This is a genomic window from Tepidicella baoligensis (genome assembly GCF_013432195.1).
Taxonomy (GTDB): Bacteria; Pseudomonadota; Gammaproteobacteria; order Burkholderiales; family Burkholderiaceae_C; genus Tepidicella; species Tepidicella baoligensis.
Window position 1 is genome coordinate 105,082 of record NZ_JACCDB010000009.1, and the last position, 15,612, is coordinate 120,693.

Below are 15,612 nucleotides of genomic sequence, written 5' to 3' on the forward strand. Positions count from 1 at the left end.
CCTTTTTCTTCAACCTTCGGCCTGACCCACGACCATGCTGACGGAGTCCTCCGGCACGCCAGGCGCGTTGCGCCACAAGATCGACTCGTTTCTGAACCAAGGCTGGGTTCAGCACACCATTCTCGCACTGATCATCATCAACGCGGTGCTGCTCGGCCTGGAAACCTCCCACAGCTTCATGGCCCATTCGGGCCACTGGCTGAAGGCGGCGGACAAGGCCATCCTCTCGGTGTTCGTGATCGAAATCGCCGCCCGGCTGTACGTGCATCGCCTCGCTTTCTTCCGCGACCCCTGGAGCGTGTTCGATTTCGCCGTGGTGGCCATCGCTCTGGTGCCAGCCAGCGGACCGTTCGCCGTGCTGCGCGCCCTGCGGGTGCTGCGGGTGCTGCGGGTGTTGACCATCGTGCCCTCCATGCGCCGGGTGGTCGGGGCGTTGCTGTCGGCCATTCCGGGGCTGTCATCCATTGCGCTGGTGCTGCTGCTGATCTTCTATGTGTTTGCGGTCATCGCCACCCATCTGTTTGGCCAGCATTTCCCCGAATGGTTCGGGCACCTGGGCCGCTCGCTCTACACCCTGTTCCAGGTCATGACGCTGGAGAGCTGGTCCATGGGCATCTCCCGTCCGGTGATGGAAGCCATCCCTTACGCCTGGGCCTTTTTCATCATCTTCATCTTGTTCGCCACGTTCACCATGCTCAACCTGTTCATCGCGATCATCGTCAACGCGATGCAGACCTTCCAGGAAAGCGAACACCAGGACACGATACAGACCGTGGAGCAGGTGGGACAATCCATCGAACACGAATTGCACGCCGAAATCCAGTCCCTGCGGCGGGAAATCGGTGAACTCCGGGTGCTGCTCAGCGAGCGCCTGCCCCAGGCCGGTAGGCCTGTTTCCCCTCCTTCCGAAGGAAGCCCCACATGACCGCCATCAAACAGGAAGACCTGATCCAGTCCATCGCCGACGCCTTTCAGTACATCAGCTTCTACCACCCGCTGGACTACATCCGGGCGCTGGGCGAGGCCTACGAGCGCGAACAGTCACCCGCCGCCAAAGACGCCATCGCGCAGATCCTGACCAACTCGCGCCTGAGCGCCGAAGGCCACCGCCCCATCTGCCAGGACACGGGTATCGCGGTCGTCTTCCTGAAGGTGGGCATGAACGTGACCTGGCCCGACGCGACCATGAGCGTGCAGGAGATGGTCAACGAAGGCGTGCGCCGCGCCTACCTGAACCCGGACAACCCGCTGCGCGCCTCGGTGCTGGCCGACCCGGCCGGCAGCCGCAAGAACACCAAGGACAACACCCCGGCCGTGGTGCACTACGAGATCGTGCCCGGCGACGGCATCGAGGTCATTTGCGCGGCCAAGGGCGGCGGCTCGGAAAACAAGTCCAAGATGGCGATGCTCAACCCGTCGGATTCCATCGTGGATTGGGTGCTCAAGACCGTGCCCACCATGGGTGCCGGCTGGTGCCCGCCGGGCATCCTGGGCATCGGCATCGGCGGCACGCCCGAGAAGGCCATGCTGCTGGCCAAGGAATCGCTGATGGCTCCGGTGGACATCCACGAGCTGATCGACAAGGCGAAGTCCGGCGCTGCCCTGACGCGTGTCGAGTCGCTGCGGCTGGAGCTGTACGAGAAGGTCAACGCCTTGGGCATCGGCGCGCAGGGTCTGGGGGGCTTGACGACCGTGGTGGACGTCAAGATCCTCGACTACCCGACGCATGCCGCGTCGCTGCCGGTGGCCATGATCCCCAACTGTGCGGCCACGCGCCACGTACACTTCCACCTGGACGGCAGCGGACCGGCCCGGCTCGACCCCCCGAAGCTGGAAGACTGGCCCGCCGTCACCTGGACGCCGGACACGAAGAGCGCCACCCGCGTCAACCTCGATACCCTGACCAAGGAGGAAGTGGCGTCCTGGAAGGTGGGCCAAAAGCTGCTGCTCAACGGCAAGATGCTGACCGGCCGCGACGCGGCGCACAAGCGCATCGCCGACATGCTGGCCAAGGGCGAGCCGCTGCCGGTGGACTTCACCAACCGCGTGATCTACTACGTGGGCCCGGTGGACCCGGTGCGCGACGAGGTGGTGGGCCCCGCCGGCCCCACCACCGCCACCCGCATGGACAAGTTCACCCGCATGATGCTGGAGAAGACCGGACTGATCGCGATGATCGGCAAGTCCGAGCGCGGCCCGGTGGCCATCGAGGCGATCAAGGACAACCGCTCCGCCTACCTGATGGCGGTGGGTGGCGCAGCCTATCTGGTGGCCAAGGCGATCAAGAGCGCCAAGGTGGTGGGCTTTGCCGACCTGGGCATGGAGGCGATCTACGAATTCGAGGTGCGCGACATGCCGGTGACGGTGGCGGTGGATGCCACCGGCACCAGCGTGCACGAGACCGGCCCGGCGGAATGGAAGCAGCGCATCGCCAGCGGCGAATTCAAAGGCATTGCCGTGGCGGCAGGCTGAGACCGCTACACAGAAAAGCCCGAGCCCAAGCGCCTCAGGCAGACAGGGTTTGGGCGTTCCCTCTCAATGCAGATGACGCGGCTTGCGCGGCCCGCCGTGCCCACCGGCGGGTCCGGAACCCCGCGGCGGGCGCCCGAGCTGCATGGAATTGACCAGAGCATCGAATCGGTTGGTGAACAACCGATCGATCGCGCCCACCACCTCGCCAAGTTCCGAAGCGTCGAAATGGCGCTCCATGAGGTGGACCACGTCCTGCACCAGCATGTCGCGCTGCACCTGCATGATGGCGGCGGGTGTGGGGCCGACAAAACACATCACGAAGTCGTCACGCGCTTCCTGGTCCGGGCCGGCCTCCTCCTCGTCGAATTCGATGTCGTAGAACGAAACCTCGATCGGCGCACCTGCCGAAGCGATGTCGTTCAGCCCCATGCAGGCCTCCTCGATGGCCAGGCGAAAGTCCTCGTCACCCTCCAGCGTCCAGCACATCTGCAACAGGCGCTCTTTGGGGTCGAAGCGGATGCCAGGCTCGTCTTCGTAGTGGCTGGGGGCGGCATCGACGAGCGAACGCGCACCGACGTACTGCCACAGCGGCTTGAGGGCTTCCTGGATGTGGGCGTAGTCCACGTCGTCACGCAGGCGAATGTCACCGTGGACATGGATCTCAAAAGGCGGGGGTTGATGGCTCATGGTGTTGCTCGCAATGATGCGCCTCAGGCGCGTTCCTGCCCTTTTCGACAGGTTGCGATTGTAAGTCTTGGTGCCCCGAGCCGGAATCGAACCGGCACGCCGCCTTTCAGCCAGCGGCGGATTTTAAGCCAGAGCATGGCATCCGCACCGGGCTAACGCTGGACTTGGATGTGGCTTGCTGTAGCAGGTTTTCCGCCAGACCAATGCCTTCGATCATATCCCGGTGCGCGATGCAAACCGCCCCGGTTCTCCTCCGCCTGGCTCCTAGCCGGCCCCTGGAATCGGGGCCTTTCAGGAGCACCTCATGGCAAAGATCAAACTCACCAAGTCCGTCGTTGACACGGCGCAGGCGCAAACCTGCGACGTGGAACTCCGGGATACGCTCGTTCCGGGCTTCTTGTGCAAGGTTACACCAACCGGCCGCAAGGTATTCATGGTCCAGTACCGCACGAACTCCGGCGTGCGGCGCAAGCCGGCAATCGGCCAGTTCGGCGAGCTGACGGTCGAACAGGCCCGATCGCTGGCGCAAGACTGGCTGGCCGAAGTCCGGCGCGGGGGCGATCCCGGACTCGACAAGGCCGAAGCCCGCAAGGCGCCAACGGTCAAGGAGCTGTGCGGCCGGTTCATGGACGACCACTCCAAGCCGCACAACAAGCCCAGCACGCAGGCCGGCTACCAGTACCAGATTGACAGCTTCGTCATCCCGGCCTTTGGCAGCAAGAAGGTTCATGAAGTCACGCGCAACGACATCACCGCGCTGATGAAGCGCATGGAGAAGTCGCCCACCCAGGCCAACCGCGTGCTGTCGCTCGTCCGAAAGATGTTCAACCTGGCCGAACTGTGGGGCTACCGGCCCGATGGCTCCAATCCCTGCCGCCATGTGCCCAAGTACCCGGAAAAGGGTTCGACCCGGCTCATTACCGACGACCAGATGACCAAGCTGTTCGCCTATCTGGAGAAGGCCGAGGCCGAGGGCTTGGAGCATCCCATCCACCTGCTGGCCGTCCGGCTGCAATTCGAGTTCGCGGCGCGCATGTCGGAAATCCTGCTGTTGCAATGGGATTGGCTCGACCTGCCCAACGGCCGGGTGGTCTGGCCGGACAGCAAGACCGGCGATATGTCCAAGCCCCTGAGCGCCGAGGCTCGCCGCCTTTTGGAGAGTGCTCCCCACTATGGCGATTCGCCCTACGTTTGCCCCGCGATCCTCGATCACAAGAAGCCGCTAAGCCCCCACTCCTACTATCAGGCGTGGCGGCGCATCCTTGACCGTGCCGGTGTGCCAAAGGTGGGCACCCACGGCATCCGCCACCGCTCGGCGACGGACATTGCCAATTCGGGCGTGCCGCTCAAGGTCGGCATGGCGCTGACAGCGCACAAGACCGTGGCGATGTTCATGCGCTATGTCCACACCGAGGACGATCCTGTGCGCCAGGCGGCCGAGCTGGTGGCGACCCGGCGCCAGACCATCACGAAGGCGCGGCAACGCCCGCCCCAGGAGGCCACGGCATGAGCGCCCGGACGCCGAAAGCAGTAAAAGGCGCTGCCGTGCCTGCCGGCTACGCCGGCATCCACGGCGGCATCGTGGAACTGCTCGATGCCGCCCGCCAGGCGGCGGCGCGCAGCGTCAATGCGCTGATGACGGCCAGCTATTGGGAGATTGGCCGCCGCATCGTGGAGGCCGAGCAACAGGGCAAGCGGCGCGCAGGGTACGGCGAACAGTTGATTGCCCGGCTGTCCGCCGACCTGACCGCGCGCTTCGGGCGCGGGTTCAGCCCGGACAACCTGGAGAACATGCGGCGGTTCTTCGCCGCCTATCCCCGGCCGGTGATTTCCGAGGCGCTGTCTCGGAAATCGGGGGACGGGCTGCCCGCCGAGAAATCCGAGACAGTGTCTCGGAAATTGGCCCTGGGCGAGCTGGCGCAGGTGTTCACGCTGCCGTGGTCGGCCTACGTGCGGCTGCTGTCGGTCAAGGACGAGCACGCCCGCCGGTTCTACGAGGCCGAGGCGCTGCGCGGTGGCTGGAGCGTGCGCCAGCTTGACCGGCAGATCGGCAGCCAGTTCTACGAGCGCGGCGCCGAAGCCGGAGGATGCCGTCAGGCCGGATGATGCGATCAAAGACCCGTATGTGCTGGAGTTCCTGAATCTCAAGGACGAGTATTCGGAATCCGATCTGGAAGCAGCCCTGATCCAGCGGCTGGAGGATTTTCTGCTGGAGCTGGGCGAAGGCTTCACCTTCGTCGGGCGGCAGCGGCGCTTGCGCATCGACCAGACGTGGTATCGGGTGGATCTGCTGTTCTTCCACCGGCGGCTGCGCTGCCTGGTCATCATCGACTTGAAGCTGGGCAGCCTGACCCATGCGGACGTGGGCCAGATGCACATGTATTGCAACTACGCCAAGGAGCATTGGGCCTATCCCGATGAGAACCCGCCTGTGGGTTTGATCCTCTGCGCCGACAAGGGCCACGCGCTGGCGCGGTATGCCTTGGAGGGCTTGCCAACGAAGGTGATGGCGGCGAACTACCGCACCGTGCTGCCGGATGCCGAGCTGTTGCAGAAGGAGCTGGAAACCACGCGGCGCCTGCTGGAGTCGCGTGTGGCGAAGCAGCCCAGGAAGCTCCCGCAATAGCTGGGCGTCCCGGCGTGCCGCCGTCGGGTTCGCGGGCTGCGCCCCGCGCTTCGTGCCGAATCGCGGCCATTCGGCTTTGACCCCTGACGCCTCCGGCCCTCTCGGGCCTGCGCGCTCCGCTTGCCCCAAAAGCCGACTGTGTGCAGTGGGCGGATATGGGCGGTCTTGCTGTTCCCTTCACCGTATCACGGCGTTCTCGCCGTCAAGGGCGGCGCGCGCCATGCGCGCTTGCGTCCTGGCGGCCGTCTGCGACCCCTGACTGCTTGCGCTGCGCCGTGCTGGCGCCGGTTCCGGGCAATTCCGCCCGAGCAACCGGAGCACGATTATGTCGCAACTGACCCTCTCTCTCGATACCCCGCTGATGGTGCGCGATGGCCGTGGGCGCTATCGGCCGGCAGACGCCGACCAGATTCTGGAAGCCGCGCGCCAGGTCATCGAACAGAAGATGCAGCGTGGTGCCGAGTTCACTTCGCCGGTGGTGGTCAAGGACTACCTGCGCGCCAAGCTGGCCGGCTTCGAGCACGAAGTATTCGCGGTGTTGTTCCTCGACACGCGCCATCGGCTGATCGACTACGTGGAGATGTTCCACGGCACGATCGACGCCGCCGAGGTGCATCCGCGCGAGGTGGTCAAGCTGGCGCTGCGGCTCAATGCGGCGGCGGTCATCGTTTCGCACAACCATCCGAGCGGGAACCCCGAGCCGAGCGCGGCCGACAAGGCGATGACCGCGCAGCTTCGGCAGGCGCTCGCGCTGGTGGACGTTCGCACGCTGGATCACATCATCGTCGCCGGGAGCCGTACCACGTCATTCGCCGAACGCGGCCTGCTTTGATCCTTGGGGGCTTCGGCCCCCTTTTTGCTGCGCCCGGCAGCGCAACTCCGGCCCTCGCGGGCCTGCGCGTGCTGCGCACTTGCTGGAAACCGGGGTGCGTGGAGGTGTGAGGGAGGCGGTCTTGCTGTTCCCTTCATCGTGCCACGGCGTTCTCGCCGTCAAGGGCTGCGCGCCGATGGCGCTTGCGTCCTGGCGGCCGTCGTTGACCCCTGACTGCTTGCGCTGCGCCGTGCCCCGGAAGGGTCGGGCAATTCCGCCCGGCATCCTTTCAGGAGTTCACCATGAACAACGCACTCATCACTGACGAGCAGCGCATCGTGCTGCTGGCCAACGGCCGCGAATCGCTGGAGAACCCGGACTTCGATCCGGCCCCCGTGGTCAAGCTGTTCACGCCGGACGCCGGCGCGACCTGGCTGCTGACCGAGATTGATCCCGATGACCACGACCACGCCTTTGGTCTTTGCGACCTGGGCCTGGGGGCGCCGGAAATCGGCTGGGTCAGCCTGGGCGAACTGGCGACGGTGCGCGGCGGGCTGGGCCTGCCGATTGAGCGCGACCTGTCTTTCCGCGCCGAGAAGCGGTTGAGCGCCTATGCGCGCGATGCGCGCTTGGCCGGGCGGATCGCTGTCTGACCTGGCCGTGGGAGCGCTGCAAGGCGCTCCTTGTGCTTTCTCGACTATCGAAGGAGATCAATGCCATGAGCAGCCATCACGACTACATCATCGAAATCACAGCACAGCACGATGCGCTCAAGCCGTTCGCGCCGGAGAACGGCCAGCCCTTGCGCTTCAAGATCGGCGACGCGGTGATCTACACCAACGAATACGGCGCACAGTTCCGGCGCCGCGTCACCGGGTTCTACCAGCCCACCGGGCTGTCGGGTCTGTACGCGCGCGGTGCGCGCTATCTGCTGGACTCGTCATCGCCGTGGATGCCGGTATCGGAATCCAGCCTGCGTCCTGACGACTCGGCGTGATGCCTTCGCGCCCTTCCGGGGCGCTGCGCGCTTCGCTTACCTCCAGGGGAAAGCCCTGCGGGCTATCCCCGCCGCGCGATGCTTGGCGCCCCTCAAAGACCGCCGAACCGGCTGCGCCGGATCGGCCAGGCCGCAGCAGTCGCTGTCGAACCTGTTTCCCCGTGACTGGCGCATGAGCTTGTGCATCGAGCATTGAATGCTGTGCGTCCCCGGCCAAGAAACATGGCCGGTCGCGCTGTCGTGCGCGTTGCGCATCGAGCCGCCTGCAGCGTCTCGCCCCTTCAGGCTTCCATCGTTCCCTCGCTCCGCTCGGCTGACGCCTCCGGCCCGGCTTCCAGCTTCGGGCCTGCGCGCTTCGCTTGCCGTGCGGTCGGCGTGTGGGATGGCCGTTGCCTTGTCCAGCCGTCTCCCCTGACTTCATCACCTTCACCGCGACTGTAGCCCGCGCCCGTGTGCCGTCAAGGCGCGCAGGGCCGTGTCCTCGCTTCGCTGCGGGCCGCACCAACCCTGCGCTTGCCTCCTTGACGGCACCCGTTCGCGCGCTCCTGACCGTCGCGGGCGATGAACTCAGGAAAGACGGTGGCAACAGGGCCAACCGGGTTCCTCGTGCCGACCGCACCAAACAGCCGAAAGGCTGGGCTCCGAATCTAGGAATCCGGTGTGCGGTGAACAGCAAACCTTTTTTCTTTGTCAGGAGAAATGCCATGCAACTCGCATCCCGCTTCGCTTCCCGTTCCCCGGTGCTGCGTTCGGAACGTCCCTTGTCCGACGACCAAATCCGGGCCGTGGCCCCGTCCATCTTCGCGGACGCCCCGCACGAAAGCCGCTCCGAGCGGTACAGCTACATCCCCACTGCCACGGTGTTGCAAGAACTGCGCGGGGAAGGCTTCGAGCCTTTCATGGTGACGCAGACCCGCGTGCGCCACGACGACCGCCGCGACTACACCAAGCACATGATCCGGCTGCGCCACGCCAGCCAGATCAACGGCCGCGAGGCCAACGAAATCATCCTGCTGAACTCCCATGACGGCACCAGCAGCTATCAGATGCTGGCCGGGATGTTCCGCTTCGTTTGCAGCAATGGCCTTGTCTGCGGCGACACCGTGGCCGACGTGCGCGTGCCGCACAAGGGCGACGTAGCCGGACACGTCATCGAAGGCGCTTACGAAGTCCTGCACGGCTTCGACCGGGCGCAGGAATCCCGCGATGCTATGCGCGCCATCACGCTCGACGCCGGGGAATCGGAAGTGTTCGCCCGCGCTGCGCTGGCGTTGAAGTACGACGAGGACAAGCCCGCGCCCATCACGGAATCGCAAATCCTGATGCCGCGCCGCCACGACGACGACCGCCGCGACCTGTGGAGCGTGTTCAACCGCACGCAGGAGAACTTGACCAAAGGCGGCCTGTCCGCCCGCGCCGCGAATGGCCGCCGCCAGACCACCCGGCCCGTACAGGGCATCGACCAAAGCGTGCGCCTCAATCGCGCCCTGTGGCTGCTGGCCGATGGCCTGCGCCAGTTGAAAGCCTGAATCCCCACGCGGCAGGGGCAGGCAGCAGCCCTTGCCGCTTCTCTCGCTGCTGCATCCCAACCGCAAGGAGTTATCACCATGAACGCCGTACCCAAAACCGAAACCGTCGCCATCGAAGCCGCCGCACCGCTGGAAGTGGCAGACCCGACCAAGAACCTGATCTTGGTTCCGCTGTCGCAACTGTTGCCGCGCCGCTCCAAGCGCAACGTCCGCACGACCCCGCGCCAGTCCATCCCCGAACTGGCCGCGAGCATTGCCCGCATCGGCCTGCTGCAAAACCTGATCGTCATCCTTGCCACCGATGGCGAGGCTTACGAAGTGGTGGCAGGCGACCGCCGCCTGACCTCCTTGAAGCTGCTGGCGAAGAAGAAGCGCATCCCCGCCGACTACGAAGTGCCGTGCCTGCTGGTGGCCGATGCGTCCGCGCGCACCGTCAGCCTCGCGGAGAACGTGCAGCGCGAGAACATGCACCCCGCCGACCAGTTCGCGGCCTTCGCCGCGCTGGTCAAGGAAGGCCGGCCCGTCGAAGACATTGCCGCCGACTTCGGCGTGTCCCCGCTGGTGGTGCAGCGCCGCTTGAAGCTGGCGAACGTCTCGCCGCGCCTGATGGCCGACTACCGGGCCGGTGGCGTGACGCTGGAACAGTTGATGGCCTTGACCATCACCGACGACCACGCCGCGCAGGAAGCCGCGTTCTATGGTGCGCCGGAATGGCAGCGCAGCCCGTCCAAGCTGCGCGAGCGCCTGACCGAGCGCGAAATCGACGCCACGCACGCGCTGGTGCGCTTCGTCGGGCTGGATACCTACCAGCAGGCAGGCGGTGGCATCCGCCGCGACCTGTTCGCAGAAGGCGATGCCGGAACCTACCTCACCGATACCGCAGTGCTGGAAACGCTGGTGCGCGACAAGCTGGCAACGCTGGCCGAGGACGTGCGCGCCGAGGGGTGGGCATGGGTGGAGGCCGTGCCGCATCTGGCCTACGAGGAACGGCAGGCGTTCCAGAACGCCCCGCGCCATCGTCGCGAGCCGACCACCCGCGAAGCCCGCCGCATCGCCTCGCTGGAAACCCGCCTCGAAAAGATCGACGCCGAACTGGAAGAAGCCTGCGACGCCGAGGACGAGGCCAAGGCCGAGAAGCTGGAACAGCGGCGCGATCAGGTGGTCGGGGAACTGCAAGACGCGGAGGATGCCTTGCAGGGCTATGCCCCCGAGGTGCGCGAGGTGGCCGGTGCCATCGTCACCATCGACCGCAACGGCGAGGCCGTCATGCATCGCGGCCTGCTGCGCGAAGCCGAGGCCAAGGCGCTGCGCACGCTGGAAAAGCTGCGGCGCGGTTTCGGCAGTGCCGAAGGCGAAGCCGCCAACGACGAGCACGAGGACGCCGACGACGCGCCCAAGGCCGCGAGCCTGTCCGACCGGCTGGCGCAGCGGTTGAGCGCCCACCGCACGGCGGCGCTGCAAATCGAAGTCGCACGGCATCCGCACGTCGCGCTGGCCGCGCTGGTGCATGGCATGGTGCAGACCGTCTTGCAGCCCGACGCCTACGGCGATGGCCTGCCGCTCGGCGTGCGCCTCACGACGCAAGACCGACTGGAAGGCATGGCCCCGGACTGGCCGGAATCGCCCGCCGCCGTGGCGCTGCGCGAACTGCAACAGGTGGCCGGTGAAGCCTTGCCGGAGGACAGCGCCGAACTGTTCGCCGTGCTGCTGGCGAAATCGCAAGACGAACTGGTGCGGCTGCTGGCCGTGTGCGTGGCTTCCACGGTGGACGTGGTGACGCCTCGCGCCACGGTGCAGCAACCCGGCGAGGAACTGGCGCAGGCCGTGGGCCTCGACATGGCCGCATGGTGGAAGCCGACCGCAGAAGGCTACTTCAAGCACATTTCCAAGGCCGTGATTCTGGATGCCGTGGCCGCGTTTGCACCGGAATCCGTCACCCGACTGGCGAAGCTCAAGAAGGCCGACATTGCCAGCGAAGCCGAACGGCTGGCCGATGGCACGGGCTGGATGCCCGCCATCTTCAAGGCCGAAGGCCCGGAAGCTGCGCCGGCGGAAACGCAGGCGCAGGACGCCCCGGAGGATGCCGAGGCCGTGGCGGATGAACCCGCCGAGGCGCTGGCCGCTTGACCCGCGCCGAAGGCAAGCGCCCCGGCCTCGACCGGGGCGCTTCGCCGGAAGGAGAAGCCCCCATGACCCACACCACCACCAGCCGCCCGCGCATGGCGGCAATCTACGCCCACGGCACGGTGCGCGCCCGCCGCTGGCACGGCGATGGCGACATGCGCGGCTAGCGCCCGCCCTCGGGCTGGACGGCCTGCGCCGACCTCACCGACATTCATCCCATCACGGGCCGCGCCTTGCCGCGTGCCGTGTGGTGGCTCATCGAGACGAAGGAATAACCGCGTTCAGCACCGCGCCCAGGCGGTTCCGTCCTGGGCGCGGTGAAACGCAAAATCCGGGCGCGGCAGTGGCCGCGCGCGGTGTCAGACGCCAACAGCCGATTCAGTGGGCCGTCCCGCTTTGGCGCTTGCGAGCGCCGCACGCCGACACTTGATGCAGACGGAACGCCCCGGCTCCGGTAATATAGTCCCCTAGACTATATTGAAATACCGCTATGGCCCATACCACCCGCCAGAAAGACAAGCTGATCGCCCGTGTCCGTCGCATCAAAGGACAGTTGGAAGGCATCGAACGCGCCTTGGAGTCCGAGGCCGCTTGCGTCGAGGTGTTGCGCCAGATCGCTTCCGTGCGTGGCGCAGTCAGCGGTTTGACGGCAGAGGTAATGGAAGACTACCTGCGCGAACACGTCCTAGCCGCTGCGACTGACAAGGAGCGCCATCAGGGCGGCGAGGAAATGATCGAGGTTATCCGCGCATACATGAAATAAGCCTGCCGCCTCCCGGCAGCCTCACACAACAACAGGAACTTGCGGATGACTACGACTAGCCCTCAAGCATCGGGCCACGATCATTTCTTCCTCGGCGGCGACCATCGACGTAATGAGCGCAAGGTGTGGCTGGTGATTGCGCTTACCGCCAGCATGATGCTGGTGGAGATCATTGCGGGCACCATCTATGGTTCGATGGCGCTGGTGGCCGACGGCTGGCATATGTCCACCCATGCCGGCGCAATGCTGATCGCCGCGTTGGCGTACCGCTTCGCGCGCCGCCATGCAGGCAATCCGCGCTTCACTTTCGGCACGGGCAAGCTCGGCGAGCTGGCCGGCTTCGCCAGCGCAGTGTTGCTGGCTTTGATCGCCTTGCTGATCGGCTGGGAGAGCCTGGTTCGCCTGACCCAGCCCATCCATATCGACTTCGCGCAGGCGTTTGCGGTGGCCATTGTGGGATTGATCGTCAATCTGGTCTGCGCCTGGCTGTTGAAGGACGACCATTCCCATCATGGTCATCACCACCATCATGACCACGATCATCACGACGATCACCATGAATCCGGCAAGGCCCGCGACAACAATCTGCGCGCGGCCTACCTGCATGTGATGGCCGATGCCCTGACATCCGTGCTGGCCATCGTCGCGCTAGTGCTGGGGAGCAGCTATGGCTGGACGTGGGCCGATCCCGTCATGGGTGTGGTCGGCGCGTTGGTCATTGCACGTTGGTCATGGGGACTAATCCGGGACACCGGCAGCGTGTTGCTCGATGCCGCAGCCGAGGGCGAGGAAGTCCGTGAGGAAATCCGAGAGGCGATCACGCCCACGGGCAGCGAGGTCACGGATCTTCATGTGTGGCAGGTCGGCCCCGGCCATTTCGCGGCGATCGTTTCGCTGATGGCCCAAGAACCCCGAGAACCTGCGTATTACAAGGCGCTGCTCGCTCATATTCATGAGTTGGCACACGTAACCGTCGAGGTCGAACGTAGGGCAGCCGCATGAACGAGTGTGTTGTGTTAAAGCGTTCGACAAGTCTTTCTGCATGATGCTCTGAATGGCTTGGGCGTGTCGGCGCGAAGCGCCGCCGGGCTTTCGGGCTGCGCCCCGTGCCGACTTCGCTGTCACGGCCATTCGGCTTCAATCCCTCACGCCTTCGCGCCTGCGGCGCTGCGCGCTTCGCTTGCCTCCAGGGGAAAGCCCTGCGGGCTATCCCCGCCGCGCGCAGCTTGGCGCCCCTCGATGCGGCCGAACCGGCTGCGCCGGATCGGCCCGGCCAGCGCCCCGCCCATAGCGGCGGGGCGCTGTGCTGCTGTTCGTAGCACACCACCACGTCACGCGCGCGGCTTTGCCGCATCGCGCTCCTTCAACACCGCCTCCAGCTCCCGGCGCACCTGCGCCAGCAGTTCGTCGGCCTTGCGCGGGCTGTCGCCCGCGTAGGCCAGCGTCAGCAGCGTGAGCGGGTGGATCTCCATCACCTCGCACAGCTCGGCCAGCTTATGCAGGGTGGGGCTTTTGAGGTCGCGTTCGAGGGTGCTCATATAGGTGCGGCTGGACACGTCAGAGAAGGCTTCCTGGCTCAAGCCACGCGCCTTTCTAACGGTCTTCAACGCCTTCGCCAATGAGTTCCCAGCCGCCACCTATGGTTTCCCTCGAAAAACCAAGATGACAGCCCATTGCGCCCTATAGGGCTACAATCTATAGTGTTCATTTGGTGTTATACGTTTTTGTGCCTTTACGGAAATCCGCCTCTGCGGCTTCTGGTGAAGCCACAGAGCCGCATCCGTGCTTGCGCACGAAGGCGTAAATCCGGTTTCGCGGTTCTGCGCTTCAGCGTGAAACCGCATTCGTGCATCATGGGATTTGTGGGATTGCCGACCATGCCCCAGCCACTCGCCACCGCCCCGGAGCGCGCGCAATTGCTCGCCAACGGCGAGGCCCGCGCTGCTGGCCGGGCCATCGACCCGGTGCCCGTGGTGCGGCTGTTCACGCCGGACGCGCATGTGACCTGGCTGCTGGCCGCGCTCGATCCCGCCGATGGTGACACCGCCTGGGGACTCATCGACCTGGGAATCGGGATGCCCGCGCAGGGCACCGTTAGCAGGCCGTTGAAAAACTCCCCTGCAGCCGGCAGCGATGCCAGTACCATGTGAGTGGCGACGACGACCAGACACCAGACACCGAAGATGAGAGGCACACAGAATTTCCAAGGGGCGATGTTCAGCTACATCAGCCTCGAAGAGCGAGTTCCGGCCAAGCACCCGCTGCGCAAGCTGCGCGCGCTGGTCGATGCCCTGCTGGCCAGCATGAGCGCAGAGTTCGAGGCGGTCTATGCCCGCCGTGGCCGCCCTTCGGTGCCGCCCGAGATGCTGCTCAAGGCGCTGCTGCTGCAAATCCTGTTTTCCATCCGCAGCGAGCGGCTGCTGGTGGAGGCCATCGACTACAACCTGCTGTACCGCTGGTTCGTGGGCCTGAACATTGAGAATAAGGTCTGGGACCACTCCACCTTCAGCGCCAACCGCGAGCGCCTCTTCAACGAAGAGCTGGCCCGCGTGTTCTTCGAGCGGGTCAAATGCACCGCGCAGTGGGCGAAGTTGATCGGCGACGAACACTTCAGCGTCGACGGCACACTCATCGAAGCTTGGGCCTCGCACAAGAGCTTCAAGCGCAAGGACGACGACCACACACCGACGGCGGGGCGCAACGCCGAGGTGGATTTCAAAGGCGAGACCCGCAGCAACGACACCCACGCCAGCACGACAGATCCCGATGCGCGGCTGTTCAAGAAGGCCCAAGGCGACAAGTCCCGCCTGTGCCACATGGGGCACATCCTCATGGACAACCGCCACGGGCTGGTGGTGGACGTCGAAATCACCCATGCCAGCGGCACCGCTGAGCGCGAGGCCGCTCTCAAGATGCTCGCGCGCCAAAAGCGCAAAGCCCGACTGACCGTGGGGGCGGACAAGGGCTATGACTGCCGGGCCTTCGTGCAGGGCTGCCGCCNGCACATCCTCATGGACAACCGCCACGGGCTGGTGGTGGACGTCGAAATCACCCATGCCAGCGGCACCGCTGAGCGCGAGGCCGCTCTCAAGATGCTCGCGCGCCAAAAGCGCAAAGCCCGACTGACCGTGGGGGCGGACAAGGGCTATGACTGCCGGGCCTTCGTGCAGGGCTGCCGCCAGCTGGGCATTACTGCGCACGTGGCGGCCAAGGCCAAGCACTCGGCCATTGACGGGCGCACCCAGCGCCACGAAGGCTACCAGGTCAGCCTCAAGGTGCGCAAACGCATCGAAGAGGCCTTCGGCTGGGTCAAGACCGTCGGCGGCCTGGCCAAGACCAAGCTGATTGGGCATGCCAAGCTGGCCGGGCAGGCGCTGATGGGCTTTGCCGCGTACAACCTCGTGCGCATGGGCTCCATCGGGGGCTGGTGGGATGCGCATCATGTGTAAATCAGGGGGTCAGTGCGCCCAAAATGGGCAAACGGCCCCCAAAAGGGCAGCCCAAACGGCTGCAAAAGCCGAAAAAGGCGGCTTGCGCCGGCCTCGAACCCGCGTGAAAGGGGACGTGGCCGCTTCGGTGGGGATTTTTTTCAACGGCCTGTTA

The 15,612-nt window shown here is 65.5% G+C and carries 13 protein-coding genes and 3 pseudogenes; 14 read left to right on the forward strand and 2 right to left on the reverse strand.

Annotation, left to right across the window (positions count from 1 at the left end; translation table 11 throughout):
- Positions 1–34 precede the first annotated feature (34 nt).
- Both HZS63_RS10420 and HZS63_RS10425 read left to right on the forward strand, forming a co-directional pair.
- Positions 35–925, forward strand: a complete 891-nt coding sequence (locus HZS63_RS10420) for an ion transporter (RefSeq protein ID WP_180683974.1) — start codon at positions 35–37, stop codon at positions 923–925.
- A complete protein-coding gene (locus HZS63_RS10425) occupies positions 922–2,472 on the forward strand; it encodes a fumarate hydratase (protein ID WP_180683975.1) in 1,551 nt (516 codons plus the stop codon). Before HZS63_RS10420 ends, HZS63_RS10425 begins: the two co-directional genes overlap by 4 nt.
- A gap of 63 nt (positions 2,473–2,535) precedes the next feature.
- On the opposite strand, the gene HZS63_RS10430 is transcribed toward HZS63_RS10425, so the two are convergent.
- Complete coding sequence (locus HZS63_RS10430; RefSeq protein ID WP_180683976.1) at positions 2,536–3,159, reverse strand: DUF6806 family protein; 624 nt, start codon at positions 3,157–3,159, stop codon at positions 2,536–2,538.
- Positions 3,160–3,463: 304 nt separating this feature from the next.
- On the opposite strand from HZS63_RS10430, the gene HZS63_RS10435 reads away from it, so the two are divergent.
- The 10 genes and pseudogenes from HZS63_RS10435 (at position 3,464) to dmeF (ending at position 13,011) form a co-directional block, all read left to right on the forward strand.
- Positions 3,464–4,669 (forward strand): tyrosine-type recombinase/integrase, encoded by a 1,206-nt coding sequence (locus HZS63_RS10435; RefSeq protein ID WP_017677008.1) that lies wholly within the window; start codon positions 3,464–3,466, stop codon positions 4,667–4,669.
- Positions 4,666–5,785, forward strand: a pseudogene (locus tag HZS63_RS10440) (PDDEXK nuclease domain-containing protein). The gene HZS63_RS10435 and the pseudogene HZS63_RS10440 overlap by 4 nt, the downstream one beginning before the upstream one ends.
- A 325-nt stretch (positions 5,786–6,110) precedes the next feature.
- Positions 6,111–6,617, forward strand: coding sequence for a RadC family protein (gene radC / locus HZS63_RS10445; protein ID WP_017677010.1), 507 nt, complete (start codon positions 6,111–6,113; stop codon positions 6,615–6,617).
- A 281-nt stretch (positions 6,618–6,898) separates the two neighbouring features.
- Positions 6,899–7,249, forward strand: coding sequence for a DUF2958 domain-containing protein (locus HZS63_RS10450; protein ID WP_017677011.1), 351 nt, complete (start codon positions 6,899–6,901; stop codon positions 7,247–7,249).
- 65 nt (positions 7,250–7,314) lie between these two features.
- Entirely contained in the window at positions 7,315–7,593 is a 279-nt protein-coding gene (locus tag HZS63_RS10455; RefSeq protein ID WP_017677012.1) for a hypothetical protein, read from the forward strand.
- Positions 7,594–8,297: 704 nt separating this feature from the next.
- Complete coding sequence (locus HZS63_RS10460) at positions 8,298–9,122, forward strand: DUF932 domain-containing protein (protein WP_017677013.1); 825 nt, start codon at positions 8,298–8,300, stop codon at positions 9,120–9,122.
- A gap of 78 nt (positions 9,123–9,200) precedes the next feature.
- On the forward strand, positions 9,201–11,249 hold the full coding sequence (locus HZS63_RS10465; protein ID WP_017677014.1) for a ParB/RepB/Spo0J family partition protein: 2,049 nt from the start codon (positions 9,201–9,203) through the stop codon (positions 11,247–11,249).
- A gap of 62 nt (positions 11,250–11,311) precedes the next feature.
- Positions 11,312–11,521 (forward strand): annotated as a pseudogene (locus HZS63_RS10470) (hypothetical protein).
- A 215-nt stretch (positions 11,522–11,736) separates the two neighbouring features.
- Entirely contained in the window at positions 11,737–12,009 is a 273-nt protein-coding gene (locus HZS63_RS10475; protein WP_017677016.1) for a metal/formaldehyde-sensitive transcriptional repressor, read from the forward strand.
- Between the two features lie 45 nt (positions 12,010–12,054).
- Positions 12,055–13,011, forward strand: coding sequence for a CDF family Co(II)/Ni(II) efflux transporter DmeF (gene dmeF, locus HZS63_RS10480; RefSeq protein ID WP_026088573.1), 957 nt, complete (start codon positions 12,055–12,057; stop codon positions 13,009–13,011).
- A 329-nt stretch (positions 13,012–13,340) separates the two neighbouring features.
- Here the strand turns inward: dmeF and HZS63_RS10485 are convergent, their stop codons facing one another.
- Positions 13,341–13,646 (reverse strand): helix-turn-helix domain-containing protein, encoded by a 306-nt coding sequence (locus HZS63_RS10485; RefSeq protein ID WP_026088574.1) that lies wholly within the window; start codon positions 13,644–13,646, stop codon positions 13,341–13,343.
- A 240-nt stretch (positions 13,647–13,886) separates the two neighbouring features.
- On the opposite strand from HZS63_RS10485, the pseudogene HZS63_RS10490 reads away from it, so the two are divergent.
- Both HZS63_RS10490 and HZS63_RS14025 read left to right on the forward strand, forming a co-directional pair.
- A pseudogene (locus tag HZS63_RS10490) lies at positions 13,887–14,105 on the forward strand (DUF2958 domain-containing protein); the annotation flags it as partial.
- An 87-nt stretch (positions 14,106–14,192) separates the two neighbouring features.
- Positions 14,193–15,458, forward strand: a complete 1,266-nt coding sequence (locus tag HZS63_RS14025) for an IS5 family transposase (protein WP_246316290.1) — start codon at positions 14,193–14,195, stop codon at positions 15,456–15,458.
- The last annotated feature ends 154 nt before the right edge of the window (positions 15,459–15,612 follow it).

Excerpts from the sequence above, each read along its gene's own strand:
- HZS63_RS10420 (WP_180683974.1), top strand. The coding sequence starts at position 35 with ATGCTGACGGAGTCCTCCGGCACGCCAGGCGCGTTGCGCCACAAGATC.
- HZS63_RS10425 (WP_180683975.1), top strand. The coding sequence starts at position 922 with ATGACCGCCATCAAACAGGAAGACCTGATCCAGTCCATCGCCGACGCC.
- HZS63_RS10430 (WP_180683976.1), bottom strand. The coding sequence starts at position 3,159 with ATGAGCCATCAACCCCCGCCTTTTGAGATCCATGTCCACGGTGACATT.
- HZS63_RS10435 (WP_017677008.1), top strand. The coding sequence starts at position 3,464 with ATGGCAAAGATCAAACTCACCAAGTCCGTCGTTGACACGGCGCAGGCG.
- radC (WP_017677010.1), top strand. The coding sequence starts at position 6,111 with ATGTCGCAACTGACCCTCTCTCTCGATACCCCGCTGATGGTGCGCGAT.
- HZS63_RS10450 (WP_017677011.1), top strand. The coding sequence starts at position 6,899 with ATGAACAACGCACTCATCACTGACGAGCAGCGCATCGTGCTGCTGGCC.
- HZS63_RS10455 (WP_017677012.1), top strand. The coding sequence starts at position 7,315 with ATGAGCAGCCATCACGACTACATCATCGAAATCACAGCACAGCACGAT.
- HZS63_RS10460 (WP_017677013.1), top strand. The coding sequence starts at position 8,298 with ATGCAACTCGCATCCCGCTTCGCTTCCCGTTCCCCGGTGCTGCGTTCG.
- HZS63_RS10465 (WP_017677014.1), top strand. The coding sequence starts at position 9,201 with ATGAACGCCGTACCCAAAACCGAAACCGTCGCCATCGAAGCCGCCGCA.
- HZS63_RS10475 (WP_017677016.1), top strand. The coding sequence starts at position 11,737 with ATGGCCCATACCACCCGCCAGAAAGACAAGCTGATCGCCCGTGTCCGT.
- dmeF (WP_026088573.1), top strand. The coding sequence starts at position 12,055 with ATGACTACGACTAGCCCTCAAGCATCGGGCCACGATCATTTCTTCCTC.